The 18,434-nt window shown below is 67.1% G+C and carries 23 protein-coding genes and 1 tRNA gene; 18 read left to right on the top strand and 6 right to left on the bottom strand.

The window, feature by feature from the left end:
- The 4 genes from HWX25_RS13785 to HWX25_RS13770 all read left to right on the top strand — a co-directional run bounded on the left by HWX25_RS13785 (position 1) and on the right by HWX25_RS13770 (position 3,732).
- Positions 1-1,788 (top strand): SDR family oxidoreductase, encoded by a 1,788-nt coding sequence (locus HWX25_RS13785; RefSeq protein ID WP_175908835.1) that lies wholly within the window; start codon positions 1-3, stop codon positions 1,786-1,788.
- A gap of 34 nt (positions 1,789-1,822) precedes the next feature.
- Positions 1,823-2,728 carry a metal-dependent hydrolase gene (locus HWX25_RS13780; protein ID WP_175908834.1) on the top strand — a complete coding sequence of 302 codons (906 nt, stop codon included), beginning with the start codon at positions 1,823-1,825 and terminating at the stop codon, positions 2,726-2,728.
- Positions 2,729-2,818: 90 nt separating this feature from the next.
- Positions 2,819-3,106 carry a hypothetical protein gene (locus tag HWX25_RS13775; protein WP_059819486.1) on the top strand — a complete coding sequence of 96 codons (288 nt, stop codon included), beginning with the start codon at positions 2,819-2,821 and terminating at the stop codon, positions 3,104-3,106.
- A gap of 251 nt (positions 3,107-3,357) precedes the next feature.
- Positions 3,358-3,732 carry a DUF2917 domain-containing protein gene (locus tag HWX25_RS13770; RefSeq protein WP_059819703.1) on the top strand — a complete coding sequence of 125 codons (375 nt, stop codon included), beginning with the start codon at positions 3,358-3,360 and terminating at the stop codon, positions 3,730-3,732.
- Positions 3,733-3,902: 170 nt separating this feature from the next.
- Here HWX25_RS13770 and HWX25_RS13765 read toward each other — a convergent pair whose 3' ends face one another.
- On the bottom strand, positions 3,903-4,181 hold the full coding sequence (locus tag HWX25_RS13765) for a hypothetical protein (protein WP_006480752.1): 279 nt from the start codon (positions 4,179-4,181) through the stop codon (positions 3,903-3,905).
- 764 nt (positions 4,182-4,945) lie between these two features.
- Between HWX25_RS13765 and HWX25_RS13760 the strand changes: the two genes are divergently transcribed.
- On the top strand, positions 4,946-6,247 hold the full coding sequence (locus HWX25_RS13760) for an NCS2 family permease (RefSeq protein ID WP_059527038.1): 1,302 nt from the start codon (positions 4,946-4,948) through the stop codon (positions 6,245-6,247).
- Between the two features lie 108 nt (positions 6,248-6,355).
- Here the strand turns inward: HWX25_RS13760 and HWX25_RS13755 are convergent, their stop codons facing one another.
- Positions 6,356-7,207: a LysR substrate-binding domain-containing protein gene (locus HWX25_RS13755; RefSeq protein WP_059819487.1), complete on the bottom strand. Its 852-nt coding sequence runs from the start codon at positions 7,205-7,207 to the stop codon at positions 6,356-6,358.
- A 202-nt stretch (positions 7,208-7,409) separates the two neighbouring features.
- Here HWX25_RS13755 and HWX25_RS13750 point away from each other — a divergent pair, with 202 nt between their 5' ends.
- The 3 genes from HWX25_RS13750 to HWX25_RS13740 are packed head-to-tail and all read left to right on the top strand — an operon-like array spanning position 7,410 to position 9,150.
- Positions 7,410-7,940: a sugar ABC transporter gene (locus HWX25_RS13750; protein ID WP_175908833.1), complete on the top strand. Its 531-nt coding sequence runs from the start codon at positions 7,410-7,412 to the stop codon at positions 7,938-7,940.
- A 13-nt stretch (positions 7,941-7,953) separates the two neighbouring features.
- Complete coding sequence (locus HWX25_RS13745) at positions 7,954-8,280, top strand: hypothetical protein (protein ID WP_175908832.1); 327 nt, start codon at positions 7,954-7,956, stop codon at positions 8,278-8,280.
- A 3-nt stretch (positions 8,281-8,283) separates the two neighbouring features.
- Entirely contained in the window at positions 8,284-9,150 is an 867-nt protein-coding gene (locus tag HWX25_RS13740) for an MBL fold metallo-hydrolase (protein ID WP_175908831.1), read from the top strand.
- Positions 9,151-9,310: 160 nt separating this feature from the next.
- Here the strand turns inward: HWX25_RS13740 and HWX25_RS13735 are convergent, their stop codons facing one another.
- Entirely contained in the window at positions 9,311-9,598 is a 288-nt protein-coding gene (locus HWX25_RS13735; RefSeq protein ID WP_014898618.1) for a DUF1488 domain-containing protein, read from the bottom strand.
- Between the two features lie 242 nt (positions 9,599-9,840).
- On the bottom strand, positions 9,841-10,032 hold the full coding sequence (locus HWX25_RS13730) for a DUF2964 family protein (protein WP_059527249.1): 192 nt from the start codon (positions 10,030-10,032) through the stop codon (positions 9,841-9,843).
- A gap of 330 nt (positions 10,033-10,362) precedes the next feature.
- Between HWX25_RS13730 and HWX25_RS13725 the strand changes: the two genes are divergently transcribed.
- From HWX25_RS13725 to HWX25_RS13685, 9 genes are all read left to right on the top strand, one after another.
- A complete protein-coding gene (locus HWX25_RS13725; protein WP_175908830.1) occupies positions 10,363-12,252 on the top strand; it encodes a sigma-54-dependent Fis family transcriptional regulator in 1,890 nt (629 codons plus the stop codon).
- 99 nt (positions 12,253-12,351) lie between these two features.
- On the top strand, positions 12,352-12,654 hold the full coding sequence (locus HWX25_RS13720) for a 2Fe-2S iron-sulfur cluster-binding protein (protein ID WP_059527056.1): 303 nt from the start codon (positions 12,352-12,354) through the stop codon (positions 12,652-12,654).
- 56 nt (positions 12,655-12,710) lie between these two features.
- Positions 12,711-13,205: an SRPBCC family protein gene (locus tag HWX25_RS13715; protein WP_175908829.1), complete on the top strand. Its 495-nt coding sequence runs from the start codon at positions 12,711-12,713 to the stop codon at positions 13,203-13,205.
- Between the two features lie 104 nt (positions 13,206-13,309).
- Positions 13,310-13,687, top strand: coding sequence for a DUF2946 domain-containing protein (locus HWX25_RS13710; RefSeq protein WP_175908828.1), 378 nt, complete (start codon positions 13,310-13,312; stop codon positions 13,685-13,687).
- A 92-nt stretch (positions 13,688-13,779) separates the two neighbouring features.
- Positions 13,780-13,917 carry a hypothetical protein gene (locus HWX25_RS13705; RefSeq protein WP_159085707.1) on the top strand — a complete coding sequence of 46 codons (138 nt, stop codon included), beginning with the start codon at positions 13,780-13,782 and terminating at the stop codon, positions 13,915-13,917.
- Positions 13,914-14,279, top strand: a complete 366-nt coding sequence (gene copC / locus HWX25_RS13700; RefSeq protein ID WP_175908827.1) for a copper homeostasis periplasmic binding protein CopC — start codon at positions 13,914-13,916, stop codon at positions 14,277-14,279. The genes HWX25_RS13705 and copC overlap by 4 nt, the downstream gene beginning before the upstream one ends.
- Positions 14,280-14,331: 52 nt before the next feature.
- Positions 14,332-14,778: a copper chaperone PCu(A)C gene (locus HWX25_RS13695; protein ID WP_175908826.1), complete on the top strand. Its 447-nt coding sequence runs from the start codon at positions 14,332-14,334 to the stop codon at positions 14,776-14,778.
- Between the two features lie 32 nt (positions 14,779-14,810).
- Entirely contained in the window at positions 14,811-14,987 is a 177-nt protein-coding gene (locus HWX25_RS13690; protein WP_175908825.1) for a hypothetical protein, read from the top strand.
- 92 nt (positions 14,988-15,079) lie between these two features.
- Positions 15,080-15,709: a LysE family translocator gene (locus HWX25_RS13685; protein WP_059819495.1), complete on the top strand. Its 630-nt coding sequence runs from the start codon at positions 15,080-15,082 to the stop codon at positions 15,707-15,709.
- Between the two features lie 44 nt (positions 15,710-15,753).
- Here HWX25_RS13685 and HWX25_RS13680 read toward each other — a convergent pair whose 3' ends face one another.
- Positions 15,754-17,079, bottom strand: a complete 1,326-nt coding sequence (locus HWX25_RS13680; RefSeq protein ID WP_175908824.1) for a leucine-rich repeat-containing protein kinase family protein — start codon at positions 17,077-17,079, stop codon at positions 15,754-15,756.
- 140 nt (positions 17,080-17,219) lie between these two features.
- On the opposite strand from HWX25_RS13680, the gene HWX25_RS13675 reads away from it, so the two are divergent.
- Positions 17,220-17,304 (top strand) — tRNA-Leu (locus tag HWX25_RS13675).
- A 231-nt stretch (positions 17,305-17,535) separates the two neighbouring features.
- Here the strand turns inward: HWX25_RS13675 and HWX25_RS13670 are convergent.
- Complete coding sequence (locus tag HWX25_RS13670) at positions 17,536-18,420, bottom strand: LysR family transcriptional regulator (protein WP_175908823.1); 885 nt, start codon at positions 18,418-18,420, stop codon at positions 17,536-17,538.
- Positions 18,421-18,434 lie beyond the last annotated feature (14 nt).

Here is an 18,434-nt window from a genome sequence, read left to right as displayed (position 1 = left end):
ATGCAGCCTCTTTCCGATGAAGCGCCGCTGGCCCTGTTCGAATCGGTTCACAGCGAGACGGCCGTCGCCTCCGGCGACCTGACGCTCGCGGTCAGGACCTGGGGCGACCCGGCCCGCTCGCCGGTCGTGCTCGTGCACGGCTACCCCGACGACAGCAGCGTCTGGCAGCACGTCGCGCCGCTGCTCGCGCGCAAGCACTACGTGATCGCCTACGACGTGCGCGGCGCGGGCCTGTCAGGCGCGCCGAAGCGCACGGCCGATTACCACCTCGCGAAGCTGACCGACGACTTCATCGCGGTGATCGACGCGCTCTGCCCCGGCCGCGCGGTGCACCTGATCGCGCACGACTGGGGCTCGATCCAGGGCTGGGAGTTCGTCACGGATCCGCGGCTCGCCGGCCGCATCGCATCGTATACGTCGTGCTCGGGGCCGTGCCTCGACCACGTCGGCTTCTGGCTGCGCGAACGCGTGCTGCATCCGACGCCCGCGTCGTTGGCCAGGCTCGGCGGGCAGCTCGTGCGCTCGTGGTACGTGTATCTGTTCCATCTGCCGTTTATCCCCGAGCTCGGCTGGCGGCTGTGGCTCGGCCGCGCATGGCCGGGCCTGTTGCGACGGGTCGAGAAGACCCCCGCCACGCCGCGCCCGACGCAGGCCGACGACGGCGCGCGCGGCGTGCGCCTCTATCGCGCGAACTTCATCCGCTGCCTGTTCGCGCCGCGCGAGCGCTACGCGCACGCGCCGGTGCAGACGATCGTGCCGCTCGGCGACAAGTACGTGAGCCCGGCGCTGTCCGAGAACCTGTCGCGCTGGGTGCCGCAGTATTACCGCCGCGAAGTCGCGGCCGGCCACTGGCTGCCGCTCGCCGATCCCGCGCGCTTCGCGGGCCTCGCCGAACAGTTGATCGACGCAGTCGAATCGGGCGACGAGCCGCCCGCGCTCGCAAACGCACGCCGCCGCGCGACCAGCGGCCGCTTCAGCGGCAAGGTCGCGGTCGTCACCGGCGCGGGCAGCGGCATCGGCCGCTGCGCGGCGCTCGCATTCGCCCGCGAAGGTGCGACCGTCGTCGCGTGCGACATCGATCTCGCGAGCGCCGAGCGCACCGCGCTGCTGCTCGGGCTGACCGGCGCGCAGGCGCATGCGAAACGCGTGGACGTCGGCTCCGCCGACGAGATGGAAGCGCTCGCGGCATGGGTCGGCAGCGAACTCGGCGGCGCCGACGTCGTGATCAACAACGCGGGCATCGGCATGGCCGGCGGCATTCTCGACACGAGCGAACGGCACTGGGAGCGCATCCTGCACGTGAACCTGTGGGGCGTGATCCACGGCTCGCGGCTGTTCGCGCAGCAGATGGCCGCACGCGGCACGGGCGGCCACATCGTCAACACCGCGTCGGCCGCCGCGTTCGGGCCGTCGCGCGACCTGCCTGCGTACGCGACGACGAAGGCCGCCGTGCTGATGCTCAGCGAATGCATGCGCGCGGAACTCGCGGAAAAAGGCATCGGCGTGACGGCCGTCTGCCCCGGCTTCGCGGAAACCGGAATCATGGCGTCGACGCAATACGCGGGCGCCAACGCACAGGACGAGGCGCGGCTGCGCAAACGCGCGACGAAGCTGTACCAGATGCGCGGCCTGAAGCCGGAAACCGTCGCGCAGGCGATGGTCGACGGCGTGCTGCGTAACCGGCCGGTCGTGGCCGTGGGCACCGAGGCGCACGCGCTGCGCTTCGTCGGCCGCTTCATGCCGTGGCTCGGCCGGATGCTCGCCCGCGTCAGCATGGCATCGCATTGACGGCGCGGCGCGCCGCACAGGAACGGAGACACAGATGACCGCTACCGCCGACTATCACAAGATCAAGGCCCGGCACGTGAAGTTCGACTTCAGCGACACGCCGATCACCTGGGTGCCGAACGACCCGGGCAGCACGCACATCATCAACACGCTGAACCTGCTGTTCCCGGAAGGCGAACTGTGGTTCTGCCGCGTGTACAACAAGGCGCTGCCGAACATCACCGATGCGCGCCTGCGCGACGAAGCCGAAGGCTTCCTGCGCCAGGAAGCCGTGCATTCGCGCTCGCACGGCGGCGTGCTCAAGCATTACTACGAGCGGCACGGGATCGACACGAAGCCGTTCACGCAGAAACTGAACTGGCTGTTCACGCGCGTGCTGGGCGAAGCGCCGTTCGGGCTGAAGATCGGCCACACGCGCTTCTGGCTGCGTCAGCAGCTCGCGGTGATCGCGTCGCTCGAACATTTCTTCGGCTATCTCGGCAACTGGGTGCTCAACGCGCACGGGCTCGACGAAGGCCGCGCCGACCCAACGATGGTCGACCTGCTGCGCTGGCACGGCGCGGAGGAAGTCGAACACCGGACCGTCGCGTTCGACATCTACAACCACATGGGCGGCAACTATCCGGAACGCTGCGTGCACATGGCGTTCGTGATCGTGCTGCTGCTCTACTTCATCACGAGCGGCGCGAAATTCATGTACCGGCGAGATCCCGCCGCCGGCCGTTATCCGGGATTCGTGCTGTCGTGGTGGAAGGGTTCGCGGCGCGGGCACCTGCCGTCGTTCTGGAAGGTGATCGGCGCGGCGCTGCGCTATTTCCGGCCGGGCTATACGCCGCACCACGAAGGCTCGACCGAGCAAGCGCTCGCGTATCTGGCGCGCTCGCCGGCCGCGCAGGCGGCCGCGCACGGCGGCAACTGGGGCACGACGAAGGGCGCGTGACCGGGTCCGCAAGCGGTGTTCGCGGCGGTTTCGATGGGGGCGCCGGCCGAAATGCGTACAATCGCGGCTTCATTTCCCGGAGGTGCCGCGATGGCCATGAAGAAAACCGATCTAGAAAAGAACAAGGCGCTCAAGCTGACGCACGCGATGAAGCAGTCCGGCTCCGCCCGCTTCGGCAAGGGCGCCGAGGACGCGGCGAAGCTCGACCGCCGCGCGCAGCGCAAGCTCGACCAGGAGCAGGGCCTCGTGCCGTTCGCGTGCAAGCTCAACGCCGACCTCGTCGAACAGCTGAAGGCACGCGCCGCCACGCATCCGAACGGGATGACGGGCCTGCTGTCCGAACTGCTCGTCAACGGCCTCGCCCAGCGCGACGCGTGATCGCCACATATCTCGAAAATTGTCGTTGACAACGCCGTACGACATCGACAAACTCGTTCGCATGCCTACGTTCAAGCTCATCGCCATCGCGAATCATTGCCCGGTGAACATTCGAAAGAATGGATCACGGGAGGCGCTTGTGCGTTAGCATCCGAGCAGTACCGCATGTCACACAAGGCCTCACCGGAAACGGATGAGGCCTTTTTGTTCTGGTGCGCGTCATCCGTCCGGCTCAACGAATGGAGAAGACGATGGACCAGGCAAGCCCGTTGTTCGACCGTCCCGATTCGCGCCGCGCCGGCGCGATCGCGTTACCGACCGTCGTGATCCGTTTCGCGGTCGCGCCGCGCACGACGCTGACCTGGCGCGCGCCGAGCGATGCGGAAATCCGCGCGCACGGCGCGCCGCTGTGGATCACGCGGCCGCCGAGCGTCGACGACTACTGGGTACAACCCGGCGACGTGCTGCGCATCGCGCGCGGCGATCGCATCTGGCTCGGCACCGATGACGACCGGCCGGCCGAGGCATCGATCACGACGGCGTACGTGAAGCGTGGCGAACGGCTGAGACGCACGCTCACGCGAATGCAACGTTTGCTCGTCGGACGATGGCGAAGACGGGATTGACGATGCGCGCTCGCGCGCGACGGAATGCCGGGACGCACTGAATCAGCGCATCCGGAAACGGACGCACCCGCGACGCAAGGCGTCGCAGGTGCGCATCGAATGACGCGGCACGCACGTGCGTGCCGCGAGCGATCGCGCGCCGTGCGCAACCCTGACATGCATCACGTGCATCAGGTGCTGGCGGCGAGACGCGGGCCCGTGCTGCGAGGCGTGGAATCGAGGTCGGGGCGTTGCGCCGCCTGCGAGGTCACCCACGGGTCGATGCCTTGCTTTTGCACCTCCTCGAGAAATGACACCCGCGTACGCCAGTAATCCGCCTGTAATTTCGCATCGATGACGCGCTGTTCGGCTGCGAACAGTTCCATGCGCGCCGTCACGAGCATCGACGCAGCGGTTTTTTCCGGCGTGGGGGCGTGCCGCATCGCCCAACGGCTGATCCAGTTCAACATGCTGACCTCCGTGATGACGGACGAACCCGCATCGGGCAATCGCAACCGGTCGCGCCTGCCCGAATGCGCAACGACCGTCACCGCGCTTCACCGCCTGGCCTGCACGGACTGCGACTCCCCCGCGTCGGCAACGACTGGCCGACGTGTGTGCGCGGTGTATCTATCCTAGAAAGACTTGCCGGTTAACGCGATGACGTCTTGCAATCTTTTACACAGAAACCACAGTCCGGCCCGCACCGCGAAATGACAGTTGCGGACGCGACGGCTTCGGCGCAGGATAGCCCGATATCTGCAACCGCCTGGACTGACGAATGGCCGCTGCGCGCCGCCGCGCACCCGCGCCGGTCATGCGCGCGCGCGTTGCGTCCGTCCTGTGTTGGCCCCTCTTGCGGGCGTGCCGTTGCAGTCGCGTACCATCGCATGCCGTCGCGTGGCGGCCGCACGCTGCGTGTCGATCATGCCGTTGCGCCCGCATCGGCCCACACGTCCCCGCCCGCCATCGAATCGTTTCCATCGTTTCTACCTGCCCGCCTCGTCCGAACCGGTAAAATGCGCGCCTTCGTCGCGCGGCCGGCCTGTCCGACCGTTCGCGCGAACGCTGCCGATCGTGCCCCGCAACTATATCGTCCGAGCTATCCGCGCTATTACAATCCGCCGATAGCGTCGCAATAGTGGCTGGTTACAGTAGGCCGGCCTCGCGCTGCCTTACAACAATTCGGCATAAACAACAAGCAACACGACAACCCGACCGGAGAAACGCCTTCATGGAATCCATCAAGCGGTATTTCGGCTTCGACGAAGCCGGCACCGACTTCCGCACCGAAATACTCGCGGGCGTCACCACGTTCCTGACGATGGCCTACATCATCTTCGTCAACCCTGCGATCCTCGGTGATGCCGGCATGCCCAAGGAATCCGTGTTCGTCGCGACCTGCCTCGTCGCGGCGCTGGCGTCGATCATCATGGGGCTGTACGCGAACTACCCGATCGCCTGCGCGCCCGGCATGGGCCTGAACGCGTATTTCGCGTATACGGTCGTCAAGGGGATGGGCTTCACGTGGCAGGCCGCGCTCGGCGCCGTGTTCATCTCCGGCTGCCTGTTCCTGCTCGTCACGCTGTTCCGCGTGCGCGAGGCGATCGTCAACGGCATTCCGAAATCGCTGCGCATCTCGATCACCGCCGGCATCGGCCTGTTCCTCGGCATCATCTCGCTGAAAACCTCGGGCGTGATCGTCGGCAGCCCGGCCACGCTCGTCACGCTCGGCGACCTGCACAAGCACGACACGATCCTCGCGATCATCGGCTTCTTCACGATCGTCACGCTCGACCACCTGCGCGTGCGCGGCGCAATCCTGATCGGCATCATCGGCGTCACGATCCTGTCGTTCTTCTTCGGCGACAACCAGTTCCACGGCGTGTTCTCCGCGCCGCCGTCGATCGACGCGACGCTGTTCAAGCTCGACATCGGTGCCGCGCTGTCGACCGGCATCATCAACGTGATCCTCGTGTTCTTCCTCGTCGAACTGTTCGACGCGACCGGCACGCTGATGGGCGTCGCGAACCGCGCGGGCCTGCTCGTCGAAGGCAAGATGAACCGCCTGAACAAGGCGCTGCTCGCCGACAGCACCGCGATCGTCGCGGGCTCGGTGCTCGGCACGTCGTCGACCACCGCGTATATCGAAAGCGCGTCGGGTGTGCAGGCCGGCGGCCGCACGGGCGTGACGGCGATCACCGTCGCCGTGCTGTTCCTCGCGTGCCTGTTCATCGCGCCGCTCGCCGGCGTCGTGCCGGCCTACGCCACGGCACCGGCACTGCTGTACGTGTCGTGCCTGATGCTGCGCGAGATGGTCGACGTGCCGTGGGACGACGCGACCGAAGCCGTGCCGGCCGCACTGACCGCGCTGCTGATGCCGTTCACTTACTCGATCGCGAACGGCGTCGCGTTCGGCTTCATCGCGTACGGCGGCCTGAAACTGCTGACGGGCCAGGCCCGCACGGTCAAGCCGATCGTGTGGATCATCGCGGCCGTGTTCCTGTTCCGCTTCTTCTATCTCGGCAGCGAGTGACGCACGCGCGCCCCCGTGAGCTGCAAGATGAAATGAAAACGCCACCTTCGGGTGGCGTTTTTGTTGTGTTCTCGATTTGGCTACGCGCGTGGAGCGAGTGAGCGCCGGTCAAGCTTCCGCCTGCCGGAGCACCCAGCGCGCGAAGGTCTGCAGCGGCCCTTCGCCCAGTTCCAGCGCATCGGGCAACACGAGACAGAAGCGCTTGACCACGCCCCGCCCGTCGGGCCACGGCGCCGCGAGCAACCCTTGCGCGATCTCGGCGTCGACATAGAGACGCGGCACCAGCGCGACGCCGAGCCCGGCCAGCGCCGCCGCGATCAGCATCGAGTAAAGGTCGTAGCGTGCGCCGGCGGCCGGATTGCTCACCGGCAACCCCGTTTCCTGCACGTACGCCGACCACGCATCGGGCGTCTGGCGCTTGTGCAGGCGCGGCAGCGTGCCCAGCAACATGTCCGGCTGCCCGCCCGCGAGCAGCGACGGATGGCAGACCGGCACCAGCACCTCCTCGCACAACCGGTACGTGTGCATGCCGGCCCAGGCCGGATGTTCGAAGTGAATCGCCGCATCGAAACCGCTGCCGGCCAGCACGAACGGCTCCGCGCGATCGGCGAAGTGCACCGTGATGTTCGGATGCTGCGTCTGGAATTCCTTGAGCCGCGGAATCAGCCAGCGCGTCGCGAATGTCGGCGTCACGGCGATATCGACGCTGCCGCCGTCGCCGGGCTGCCCCATCATGTACTGGCTGTCGCGCTCGAGCCGGTCCAGCACTTCGCGAACCTGCGCCGCGTAGCGCACGCCGTTCGGCGCCAACCGCACGCGGTTGCCGACCCGCTCGAACAGCGCGACGCCCAGGAACGTCTCCAGCCGGCCGATCTGCCGGCTGATCGCGCCTTCCGTCAACGCCAGTTCGTCGGCGGCGCGCGCGAAGCTTCCATGCCGCGCCGCGGCCTCGAATGCCATCAATGCCGAATTGCTCGGAATCCTGCGTCGCGTCACGATTGCTCCCGGTCCGACCGCCGTCGGTCATGGCTTGATCAAATGTCATTGAACGGTGACGAATCATCGTTTTTCTCCCGTCGTGCCGCTCATTATCATGACAAAAACTCAACCCGTCGAGCCAGCCGTTCGATTCCGAAGGCCGCTCGCCCCACGTGGAGAAGTCATGATCTATGCCGTTGAATGCAGCATCGCCGAGCCCGCCGTCGAAGCCGAATGGAACGACTTCTACAGCCGGATCAAACTGCCGGCGCTGATTTCCGTATCCGGCTTTCGCACGTCGCAACGCTTTCACGCGCTCGGCGACGACGGCCCCGTCTACCTCGCGCTGCATACGATCGACGGCCCGGACGTGCTGACGTCGGCCGAGTATCGCGACAAGGGCGGCGGCAATTTCGCGCGCTGGCAGCCGCACATCGTCGAGTGGCGCCGCAACGTATACGACTGCGCGGCACCCGCGCCGGCCGTCTCCGGCCATCAATGGCTGGCCGTTTGCGACGACCTCGCCCCGTTCGCGCGAGCAGGTATTGCAGCCACGGCCATGCATGCAGTCGCGCTGGATCGCCGGCCGGCGGCACGCTGGCTGGCCGTCCTCGCGCACGATCAGGCTCGGCTCGCGTCCGATGCCGCGATCCGGCTCTATGCGCCGATGGGTGACCGACTCGTGAGCACGACGACGTCGGCAACCGCATGCTGACCGGAACCCGACCATGCCCAGCGTCACGATTTTGATCCCCGAAGCGAGCATGCCGACCAGCGCGGCGCTCGACGCGTTGTCGTCGGCCTGCGACAGGCTTTGCACCGATGTGTTGAGCGCCGCACCCGGCACGGTCCATGTCTTATACGTGCCGGTCCGGCACGGCTGCGGACTTCCGGTCAGCGCGGAGATCCGCTTTCGTATCACATCATTTCGCACCACTGAACTGATGGACCGGTTCATGACGGAACTGGATCACGAGATTCTTCGCCACACCGGATTCGTCGCACGGATCCGCTGCTTCGGCTACGACACCACCCACCTTCACGCCCGACATTGATCCATGAGCGCCCCCGTTCCCCGCCCTTCTTTCCCGCGTCGCCAGGTCGGCGATTTCACGGTGACCGCGATCAGCGACGGCACGCTGACGGCCGTCCTCGACCTGCTGTCGAACATCGACGTCGACGACGCGATCGGCATCATGCACAGGGCCGGCATACACGCGCCGTCCGACGTCAACATCAACTGCTATGTCATACGCGGGAACGGGCGCACCGTGCTCGTCGACACCGGCGCCGGCGGCATCCGGAACTGGGGCGGCTTGCTGCGTCCGTCGCTGTCGCGAGCCGGCATCGATGCACGCGATATCGACACGGTCCTGCTGACGCACGCACATCCGGACCACATCGGCGGCCTGCTCGACACGGACGGACAGCCGGCCTTTCCGCAAGCGGAGGTGTTCATTCACGAACGGGAACGCGCGTTCTGGCTGGACGACGGCATGTACGAGCGGGCAAGCGAGCGCGCACGCGGCAATTTCCGGATCGCGCGGCGCACGTTCGACGTGTATCGCGCGCAGCTACGCACCATCGAAGCGGCAGGCGACGTGCTGCCCGGCATCGTCGCAGTGCCGCTGCCGGGGCACACGCCCGGCCACACCGGCTATCGCGTCGAATCGCTCGGCGAGCGCCTGCTGATCTGGGGCGATCTCGTGCATTTCGCGCCGATTCAAGTTGCTCGCCCCGACGTGTCGATCGCGTTCGATCACGATCCGTCGCAGGCATCGTCGACGCGCGCGGCCACGCTCGCCGAAGTCGCTTCGGATAACTTGCTGATTGCGGGAATGCACCTCGCCGACACGGGCTTCGCACGCATCGCGCGCGCGAACGGCGCAACCGGCGACGCGTACGTGCTGAGCGGCGCGGATTGAGCGAAACGGAACGTGGGAACGCGCGCACGCCAGCGCGCGGCAAGACGCTCGAATCGTGCCGGGCATCGTCCCGCGCGGGTGCACTACAGGACGAGCATGCGCCGATATGACACGGGCGCCGGTATCCGACGCCCGCTCCGTCGCTGCCCGGTCGTCCGGTTCAGCGCCAGTTCGCCTCGTAGAAGCGCACGTAGCCGCTGCGCAGCGTCACGCATTGCGCGCGCGTCTCGGACAGCAACCGCCGTGCGGCCGCCTCGATACGCTCGCGGTGCTGATCGTACGCACCGACCATGTCCTCGAAGCGCGGCGATGCCGCACCGAAATGATCCTCCAGCGCCTCGGCGGTGATCTGACATTGGACGCGCTCGCCATTGACCAGCGCCGTGAAACCAAGCATCAGGTCGCGCCCCGAATATTCGGGCTTCTCATTCGTGAAATGGATCTGCATGGGAGCCGCCTTGTCCGGTAGAAAGCAAATGACCGCGTCCGTCGTCCGCTACCGGCCGGACGAAAATTTACGCGGGCTCGCCGGCAGAGGCAGATCCACGGGGGTATGGCGCGGACAACGCGTGCCGGTTGCATTCCACTGTAGACGGTTTCGCGCAGGAGGCAAAATTTACGATGTGCGTCGTTCCGACGCGCTTTTTCATCAGACCAGCGCGACATCCGGCACCGTTTTTCCGAGCGGCGTCAGTGGGGATCGGTGGGCCAGATGTTCAGTGCGATCGCGGCGGTCGTGGCACCTACCGCGATCGCGGCGGCCCCGTATTGCACCGCATCGCTCAGGTCGAACAGCAGACCGTGGATCGCGACGGCGATGCCGCCCAGCATGATGAAAGTGGCGATGGCCGCCAACACGACTCTCAGTTCCGTCCGAACCATGATGGGTCTCCCGAACGGATGCATGTCACGTCGCATGCATGTTGCGATGCGGAACACGGCGCGTGCGTGCTCCACTTTCATCATTGCAGGCGGACGCTTAAAAGCAAGGGGGTTTTGTACGCAGTCGCACAACGCGCGCGGCGCTTGTATGATGAGGCGATATCGATGGCGGCGGCCCGAGTGGCGGATGGTGCGGTGCAAAGCGTGAGCTGGGGTCGACCGCGAAGCATGCGGCTTCAGTAAGCGCTAAAGCGCTAACTCCGGCCGACCGCGAAGCATGGGGCCCCAGTAAGCGCTAAAGCGCTAACTGGGGCCGACAGGAGACAAGACATGCCTCAACCTTTCGTGCTGCCCGCCACCGCGGGCCGCAACGACCTGCTTGCGCAGGCGCATGCCCGTTCGACCGCGGTCGGCCTGCGCGCAAACGAGCGCCCCGATTTCTCGCCGCTGTCGAGGCTCGCGCTGCGCGAACTGCTCGACACGAACCACGCCTTGTTCGCGCACGCGCGCCCGGTGATGGAGAACCTCCACGCGCAGATCGCCGACACGCAAAGCCTCGTGCTGCTCACCGACGCCGACGGCGTGATCCTGCACAGCATCGGCGACGCGGACTTCATCGAAAAAGCAAACCGCGTCGCGCTGTGCACCGGCGTGTCGTGGGCCGAAGGCGCACGCGGCACCAACGCGATCGGCACCGCGCTCGCATCGGGCCAGGCGGTCGCCGTGCACGGGTCCGAACACTTCCTGCGCGCGAACCATATCCTCACCTGCTCGTGCGCGCCGATCATCGACCCGTTCGGCCGCACGCTCGGCACGCTCGACGTGAGCGGCGACCCGCGCGGCTTCAGCCCCCATACGCTCGCGCTCGTGCGGATGTCCGCGCAGTTGATCGAGAACCATCTGTTCGCGAACCAGTGCGCGGAAGCATTGCGGCTGCGCTTCCACGCCCACGAGGATTGCGTCGACTCGCTGTTCGCCGGGCTCGTCGCGTTCGGCCCCGACGGCGGGCTGATCGCCGCGAACCGCAGCGCGCAATTCCAGCTCGGCGCGACCTTCGATGCGTTGCAGCATCAAGGCTGCGATGCGCTGTTCGGCATGCATTTCGGACAGCTCGCGCAGCAGGCGGCCCGCGCACCCGGCGCACCGTTCCGCCTCACGCTGTCGACCGGCGTGCGCGTGCTCGCGCGCTGCGAATTCGCGGAAGCGCACAAGACGGCCGTCGCCGTCACGCCACCCGCGCCCGCCGCGCGCACACGGGCGCCGGACCCCGACGCGATCACGTTCGCGACGCTCGACACCGGCGATGCGCGGATGGCCGCCGTGCTCGAACGCGTCGCGAAGATTCGTGGGCGCGACCTGCCGTTGCTGATCCTCGGCCAGACCGGCACCGGCAAGGAATGGCTCGCGCGTGCGCTGCACCAGGCCTCGCCGCGCGCGGACGGCCCGTTCGTCGCGGTCAACTGCGCGGCGCTGCCGGATTCGCTGATCGAGGCCGAACTGTTCGGCTACGAGGACGGCGCCTTCACCGGTGCGCGCAAGCGCGGCAGCCCCGGCAAGATCGCGCAGGCCGACGGCGGCACGCTGTTTCTCGACGAAATCGGCGACATGCCGCTCGCGCAGCAGGTCAGGCTGATGCGCGTGCTGCAGGAGCGCGCGGTGATGCCGCTCGGCGGCGCACGCGCGGTGCCGGTTGACGTGCGCGTGGTCTGCGCGACCCACCGCGACCTGCGTGCGATGATCGCCGAAGGCACGTTCCGCGAAGACCTGTTCTACCGGATCAACGGCCTTGCCGTCACGCTGCCGCCGCTCGCCGCGCGTACCGACCTGCCGGCACTGGTCGAGCGGATCCTCGCGCGGCTCGGTCGCAGCGAGCCGATGCCGAACCGCCTCGCGACCGACGTGCTCGACGCGTTCATGCGGCACCGCTGGCCCGGCAACCTGCGGCAAATGACCAATGTGCTGCGCACGGCCGGCATGCTCGCCGAAGATGAAGCCGAAATCACGCTCGCGCACCTGCCCGACGATTTCTGGCTCGACTGCGACGACGCGCCCGCGGCGGAGGCCGCGCCGTCCGACACGCGCGAAGCAACGACACTGCAGAGCCACCAGGCCGCGGTGATCGACGCTGTGCTCGCGCGCCACGGCGGCAACGTATCGGCCGCCGCACGGGAGCTCGGACTCGCGCGCAATACCGTGTACCGCTACCTGCGCCGACACTGACGTCCCGGGCCGGCTGCCCGACGGGCGCCGGCCGCACCGCCTTCGGGTATGCTTGGCGCTTGCCTTGTGTTACCGCCGCGCCGCCGCCCGCTTCGCCCCATGACCGATCCCGACCACCCGCCTCTCGTACGCATCGAGCCGCTCGGCGCGACGTTCGACGCCCCCGATTCGCTGACGCTCCTCGAGGCCGCCGCGTTCGCGCACGTCCGGCTGCCGCGCTCGTGCCGCAACGGCACGTGCCGAAGCTGCCTGTGCAGGATCGTCAGCGGCAGCGTACGCTATACGATCGAATGGCCGGGTCTGAGCCGCGAGGAAAAGGCCGACGGCTATACGCTGCCGTGCGTGGCCGTCGCAACCTCGGATGTCGTGCTCGACGTGCCCGACGCGGTGATGATCGACTGAACGCGGCGCGCGGCCGTGCGCCGTCCCGCATCAAGCATGCCCGCCAGGAGAACGCGATGACCCAGTCCACCGATCGCATCGAGAAACAAGCCTTGCTCGCCGCGCCTCTGGCGCGCGTCTGGGAAGCCGTCAGCAATGCCGGGGAATTCGGCACCTGGTTCGGCGTGACGTTCGACGGACCGTTCGTCGCCGACCGGCCGCTGTTCGGCCGCATCACGCCGACGCGCGTCGACGACGACGTCGCCAAGGCACAGGAGCCGTATGCCGGCACCGTGTTCGAAATCGTCGTCGATCGCGTCGAGCCGAAGCAACTGTTTTCCTTTCGCTGGCACCCGTTCGCGATCGATCCGAACATCGATTACGCGTCCGAGCCGATGACACTCGTCACGTTCGCACTCGCCGAAGCGAACGGCGGCACGCTGCTGACGATCACCGAAACGGGTTTCGACCAGTTGATCGCAACGCGTCGCGCGAAGGCACGCGAGATGAACGATCAGGGCTGGGCCGCACAGATGATGCTGATCACGAAATATCTCGCGAAGCACGCGTAAGCGTGCCGCGCATCATTCCCGGAATCCGCGTGCCCGCATGCCCTCGCGGCGGGTGCGTGGCATAATCCGCTCCATCGTCGTTCATACGCCGCCCCGCGCATCGCATGCTGAGTCGTCGTTTCCGGAAGATCGTCAGTCTGATCGGGATGCTCGCCATCCTGATGACGGCGCTCGCGCCGACGATCTCGCAAGCGCTGACGACGCAAGACCGCGTCGATTCGCTGCTTGCCGGCTACTGCACGGCCGAGCCGGCGGGCGGCAACCATGCCGGCGATGCGTCGTCGAAAAGCCTGCAGGCCCATCTGCAGGCTTGCGGCTATTGCAGCCTGCTCGCCCATACACCCGCCCTGCCCGCGCCCGAACTGACGTTCGCGGCCAACTTCCAACCGCTCCGGCATCGCGAAGCAACCCGCTTCGAAAGCCTGCGCCGCACGCAGCCGCTTACGGCCGCGCAACCGCGCGCGCCGCCGTTCGCGTCCTGATTCGTCGTCACCGCGTGTGATGCCATCGCGCATCACGCCGTCCGCACGCGCGCTGCGCGTGCATGCCGTGTCACGTTTCGCAGGACGATCTCATGTTCGACCGTATCGCTCGCGGCGTCGCGCCGTGCGTGCGCTCACCCGCCTCCGGCGGTTGCGCGTGCACGAACGCGCGGCCGTTCGTCGAATGCATCGTTCTCCTTGTCATTTCCAACCGGATCATCCCGTCATGAAAACCACTGCTTTCGTCCGCGGCGCACTCGTCGCACTCGGCTTCGTCGTCGCCCAGGCCGCTCACGCGCACGCACACCCGAAAAACCTGGAACCGGCCGCCGACGCCGCGCTGTCGAGCGCGCCGCACGCGGTCACGATCGACTTCAGCGAAACGCTCGAACCCGCATTCAGTTCGATCGCCGTCACCGACAGCCACGGACAATCGGTCGCCGACGGGAAATCCCTCATCGACGCCGGCAACCGGAAGCGGATGCATGTGGCGCTGGCGAACCTGACGCCTGGTACGTACACGGTCGCATGGGTTGCGGTGGCGAGCGACGGGCACCGCACGCAGGGCCGCTACACGTTCACGGTGAAATAACGCGCACGATGCCCGCGCGGCGACTTTCCCTACCCGATCAGGAACACACTCGATGAAACGCTCGATTCCGACCAGCCTGCTGTTTGCACTGCTGGCGCTGCAGGTGCCCGCCACGTTCGCCGCATCGGCCGTCCAGGCCGATGCATGCTGGATCCGCACGATGCCGGCGACGGTGCCGTCGTCCGGTTATTTCACGCTGAAGAACGACGGCGACAAGCCCGTCACGCTCACGGGCGTCGATACGCCCGCGTTCGGGATGGCGATGATGCACGAAACGCAGACGGCCGGCAGCACCGCGAAGATGGTTCACGTCGAAGCGGTCGACGTGCCCGCGCACGGCTCGGTGACGTTCAGGCCGAAGGGCTATCACGTGATGCTGGAGGAACCGCGCCAGCCCGTCGCGCCCGGCGCGAAGGTGCCGTTCCGGTTGCATTTCGCCGACGGCGCGACGGTGTCCGTGACCTGCGACGCGAAAGCGCCTTCCTACTCCGGCCAGTAACGCCGCATCCGCAACGACCGAAGGAGATGCACATGAGCAAGGAACGCGTGCCGCTGGCCAGCCTGATCGTCCGCTACCGGACGCCGCTGAACGTCGCCGTGCTGATCGCCTGCGGGTTATGGGCGGCGTGGATCGCGTGGATGACGCGACCGTCCGCGATCGATTCGCCGTCGTCGATCGCCGCATACTGCGTGCGCGACGCACGCTGACGCGCCGCGCCGGTTCCGGCGGCGCGCCACGTCATTTTGGCGTGGCATCATCGCTTCATCCCGACCGCCGGAACCGCCTCTCGGAGCAACGCATGTCGATTCAGACCTGGATGCTGTTTGCCGCTGCCTATCTCGCGACGACGCTGTCGCCGGGCCCCAACGTGCTGCTCGTCATCCGCAACACGGTGCGCTACGGCTCGCGCGGCACCGCCGCGACGATCGCGGGCAACCTCGTCGCGCAAGGCGCGGTGGTCATGCTCGTCGCGTTCGGTGTCGGCGCGGTGCTGGCCGCGATGCCGCCGCTGTTCATCGCGATGAAGGTCGTCGGCGCCGCGTACCTGATCTTTTTGGGCATCCGGCAACTGCGCGGCGACCGCAACGCGCGCTCGCCCGACGGCCGGGCCGCGATCGTCGAGCCCGACCGCAGGAAGCTGTTCCGCGAGGCGCTATTCGTGTCGGGCAGCAACCCGAAGACGATGATCTTCCTGTCGGCGTTCATGCCGCAGTTCATTGCACATGGTCGCCCGCTCGCGATGCAGTTCGTCGTGATGTACGTGACGATCGCATGCACCGTCGTCGTCGTGCACAGCGTCTATTCGTTCGGTGTGCGCCGGCTCCATCGCGGCATCGGTGTCGGCCCGTGGGTACGCGCGGCCAAGCGTGCCAGCGGGCTGCTGTTCGTCGGCCTCGGGATCAAGCTGCTGACTGCGCGGCAGGCGTAAACATTCCTGCGGTGACGGCCGGTGCCATGGCACCGGCGGAACCGTCAGCCCTTCGATGCGGCCAGCACGGCCGCAATCTCGCCGAACGACGGCCGCGCGTCGATCTCCTCGTTCAAGCAGGCGGCCGCCAGCGCGTCGAGCGCATGCGAACCTTCCCACGCACGCGGCTCGCATCGCGCCAGCAACTCGCCGAGCAGATAGCCGAACGCCCTGACTTCCAGCCGTTCGAGCCGTGCCGCGCGCACGCGGTCGTTCACGTCGTAGACCGACGCCGCGCCGAAATCACCGAGCAGCGCGCCGCCCTTGCCGTCGTGCAGGATGTTGTGCGCGTACAGGTCGCCGTGCATGATGCCGCGCGCGTGCAGATGCGCTGCAACCGACGCGATGCCGCGCGCGATCCGCGATGCCTCGGCCGGCGCGAATCGCGCATCGGCCCCATATACATCGCGCGTGCAGGACGCGAAGCTCGGCGGCCCGGCGAGGTTCGTCAGCGCCGGATCGACCAGTTCCATCACGAGGCCGTGCGTGCCCTCCGGATGGCCGTGCACCTTGCCGATCACCGGAATCATGTTCGGATGACGCCCGGCGTGCAGGCACGCGGCCATTTCGCAATCGGGCAGGCCGTCGCTCGTCACGGCCCCCTTGAACAGCTTGACCGCGACCGCGCGCGGCACCTGGCCGTCCGCCCGCCACTGCGCACGATAAATGACACCCGATGCGCCTTCGCCGAGCTTCTGTTCGAACGCGAGCGACGTCCAGTCGATGTCCGCGACGCCCGGCTCGGCCGACGCCGCTGCTTCCGGCGCGGCGCCGAACGGATTGCCCGCGGACGCGAGCCACGCGAGGCGCGGCAGGCGCAACAGCCAATCCGGCAGCGCGTCGAGCCGGTTCGCCGACAGCCGCACCAGTTCGAGCGCACGGCACGCGGCCATTTCGGGCGGCAACGCGCGCAGCCGGTTACCCGCGAGCATCAGCTTCTGCAAGCGCGCACAATCGCCGATCCCGGCGGGTAGCTCATCGATTTCGTTGTCGGTCAGGATCAGCCAGCGCAGCGCGCGCGGCAGCGACCCGCGCGGCACCGTGTGGATCCGGTTCGCCTTGAAGCCGATCATGTCGAGCTGGGCGCACGTGCCGAGCACGTCCGGAAATTTGGTGAAGCGATTGCCGGACGCGAACAGGATGCGCAGGCGATGCAGCCGCGACAGGTCGTCCGGCAGCGCCGACAGCGCATTGCCGGACAGGTCGAGCACTTCGAGCGTGTCCGCCAGATCGAAGATCTCGCGCGGAAATTCGGTCAGCCCGCACGCGAGCTTGAGTTGCCGGGCGCCCGACAGCTGGCCGGCCTGCAGTTGTTCGAGGGTGGTGGTCACGGTGGAAAACGGGTAGCCATGGCGATGGTCGTCGGACCGATCGCCCGAATTCTACCGGGATCGCATTCGGGTCTCCGCTCGCCGTGTCACACCCCCTTCACAAACGCGCAATGTAACGCTACAATTCGGCCCCTTGCAGTGCCGACGTGGTGAAATTGGTAGACACGCTATCTTGAGGGGGTAGTGGCGAAAGCTGTGCGAGTTCGAGTCTCGCCGTCGGCACCAGATACGGTTTTTCCGTGTTTCATGCATCTATAAAAACCCGCGACAGCGCATGGCTTCGCGGGTTTTTTTATTGCTTCGGCGATCCGCGACGAAGCGCTCGGTCAGATGGATGACAAACGTCGGCGCCTCGAACAACGCGACATCACCGTCGGACAGAGTCGGCATGGTTGCCGGACGCGCGTCTGTGAAAGATCGCGTCGATGCCGGCGTTGCCGGCGCGACGACTTCGCGTCACAGCACCGGCAAGACCGCCCGGATATGCTCCGCAAACGTCGCCGTCAGATGCGCCGGCCGCTTCCCGTCGAACCGCAGCGTAATACCCACCGCCGGCAACGGCGGCAGCCCGCGATCGCCGGCCAGAATCGCCAGATCGGCCGGCACCGCCGTCTGCGTCATCACCGCGAATGCCTGCCCTGAACGCACCAGCGCGGTCAGCCCCGCGAGGCTGCTGCTCGCATACGCGACACGATAATCGCGGCCCGCTCGCTGCAACGCGTCGCAGGCCGCGATGTGATCGAGCGTATCGGGATCGGACAGTGCGAGCGGCAACGGATCGAACTGTGCGGCATCGAGACCTGGATACCCTATCCAGACCAGTTGCTCGCAGCGGATGAAATCGTCGCTCGAATCGTCGTCCGGCATCGAGATCATCGCGAGGTCGACCGCCCGCTTGTCGAGTTGTTCGAGCAGCCGCGGCGTCGGCCCGCACACGACTTCAACGATCGCCTGCGGATGCTGGCTCGAAAACTGTCGCAGCAGTGATGGCAGGAACACGGCCGCGTAATCGTCCGGACAGCCGAACCGGATCGTGCCCGACAACCCGGTGCCGCACAGGTCGGCCATCGCCTCGTCGTGCTGCCGCAGGATGCGCTGCGCATGCACGAGCAGCCGCTCGCCGGGATGCGTCAGCACCACGCCGCGGCCGGTGCGCTGGAACAACGGCTGGTCGACGCTCTCCTCGAGCCGCCGCATCTGCTGGCTGAGCGCGGATTGCGTGCGGCCGACCCGCGCCGCCGCGCGGCTCAGCGAGCGCACCTCCGCGATGACGACGAACGAGCGTAGCAGGTCTATGTCGAGCGAACGTCCCAAGGTATTAGCTCCTTTTCTACCTTGCATAAACACTATTCGTT

The sequence above is a fragment of the Burkholderia sp. BCC1640 genome, assembly GCF_902833125.1.
GTDB classification, from domain to species: Bacteria; Pseudomonadota; Gammaproteobacteria; order Burkholderiales; family Burkholderiaceae; genus Burkholderia; species Burkholderia diffusa.
Note: the sequence above shows the minus strand (reverse complement) of the source record. Positions and strands in the feature narration are given on the sequence as shown.

Bases quoted from the DNA above. Each gene is read 5' to 3' on its own strand.
- HWX25_RS13785 (WP_175908835.1), top strand. From the start codon at position 1: ATGCAGCCTCTTTCCGATGAAGCGCCGCTGGCCCTGTTCGAATCGGTT.
- HWX25_RS13780 (WP_175908834.1), top strand. From the start codon at position 1,823: ATGACCGCTACCGCCGACTATCACAAGATCAAGGCCCGGCACGTGAAG.
- HWX25_RS13775 (WP_059819486.1), top strand. From the start codon at position 2,819: ATGGCCATGAAGAAAACCGATCTAGAAAAGAACAAGGCGCTCAAGCTG.
- HWX25_RS13770 (WP_059819703.1), top strand. From the start codon at position 3,358: ATGGACCAGGCAAGCCCGTTGTTCGACCGTCCCGATTCGCGCCGCGCC.
- HWX25_RS13765 (WP_006480752.1), bottom strand. From the start codon at position 4,181: ATGTTGAACTGGATCAGCCGTTGGGCGATGCGGCACGCCCCCACGCCG.
- HWX25_RS13760 (WP_059527038.1), top strand. From the start codon at position 4,946: ATGGAATCCATCAAGCGGTATTTCGGCTTCGACGAAGCCGGCACCGAC.
- HWX25_RS13755 (WP_059819487.1), bottom strand. From the start codon at position 7,207: ATGGCATTCGAGGCCGCGGCGCGGCATGGAAGCTTCGCGCGCGCCGCC.
- HWX25_RS13750 (WP_175908833.1), top strand. From the start codon at position 7,410: ATGATCTATGCCGTTGAATGCAGCATCGCCGAGCCCGCCGTCGAAGCC.
- HWX25_RS13745 (WP_175908832.1), top strand. From the start codon at position 7,954: ATGCCCAGCGTCACGATTTTGATCCCCGAAGCGAGCATGCCGACCAGC.
- HWX25_RS13740 (WP_175908831.1), top strand. From the start codon at position 8,284: ATGAGCGCCCCCGTTCCCCGCCCTTCTTTCCCGCGTCGCCAGGTCGGC.
- HWX25_RS13735 (WP_014898618.1), bottom strand. From the start codon at position 9,598: ATGCAGATCCATTTCACGAATGAGAAGCCCGAATATTCGGGGCGCGAC.
- HWX25_RS13730 (WP_059527249.1), bottom strand. From the start codon at position 10,032: ATGGTTCGGACGGAACTGAGAGTCGTGTTGGCGGCCATCGCCACTTTC.
- HWX25_RS13725 (WP_175908830.1), top strand. From the start codon at position 10,363: ATGCCTCAACCTTTCGTGCTGCCCGCCACCGCGGGCCGCAACGACCTG.
- HWX25_RS13720 (WP_059527056.1), top strand. From the start codon at position 12,352: ATGACCGATCCCGACCACCCGCCTCTCGTACGCATCGAGCCGCTCGGC.
- HWX25_RS13715 (WP_175908829.1), top strand. From the start codon at position 12,711: ATGACCCAGTCCACCGATCGCATCGAGAAACAAGCCTTGCTCGCCGCG.
- HWX25_RS13710 (WP_175908828.1), top strand. From the start codon at position 13,310: ATGCTGAGTCGTCGTTTCCGGAAGATCGTCAGTCTGATCGGGATGCTC.
- HWX25_RS13705 (WP_159085707.1), top strand. From the start codon at position 13,780: ATGTTCGACCGTATCGCTCGCGGCGTCGCGCCGTGCGTGCGCTCACCC.
- copC (WP_175908827.1), top strand. From the start codon at position 13,914: ATGAAAACCACTGCTTTCGTCCGCGGCGCACTCGTCGCACTCGGCTTC.
- HWX25_RS13695 (WP_175908826.1), top strand. From the start codon at position 14,332: ATGAAACGCTCGATTCCGACCAGCCTGCTGTTTGCACTGCTGGCGCTG.
- HWX25_RS13690 (WP_175908825.1), top strand. From the start codon at position 14,811: ATGAGCAAGGAACGCGTGCCGCTGGCCAGCCTGATCGTCCGCTACCGG.
- HWX25_RS13685 (WP_059819495.1), top strand. From the start codon at position 15,080: ATGTCGATTCAGACCTGGATGCTGTTTGCCGCTGCCTATCTCGCGACG.
- HWX25_RS13670 (WP_175908823.1), bottom strand. From the start codon at position 18,420: ATGCAAGGTAGAAAAGGAGCTAATACCTTGGGACGTTCGCTCGACATA.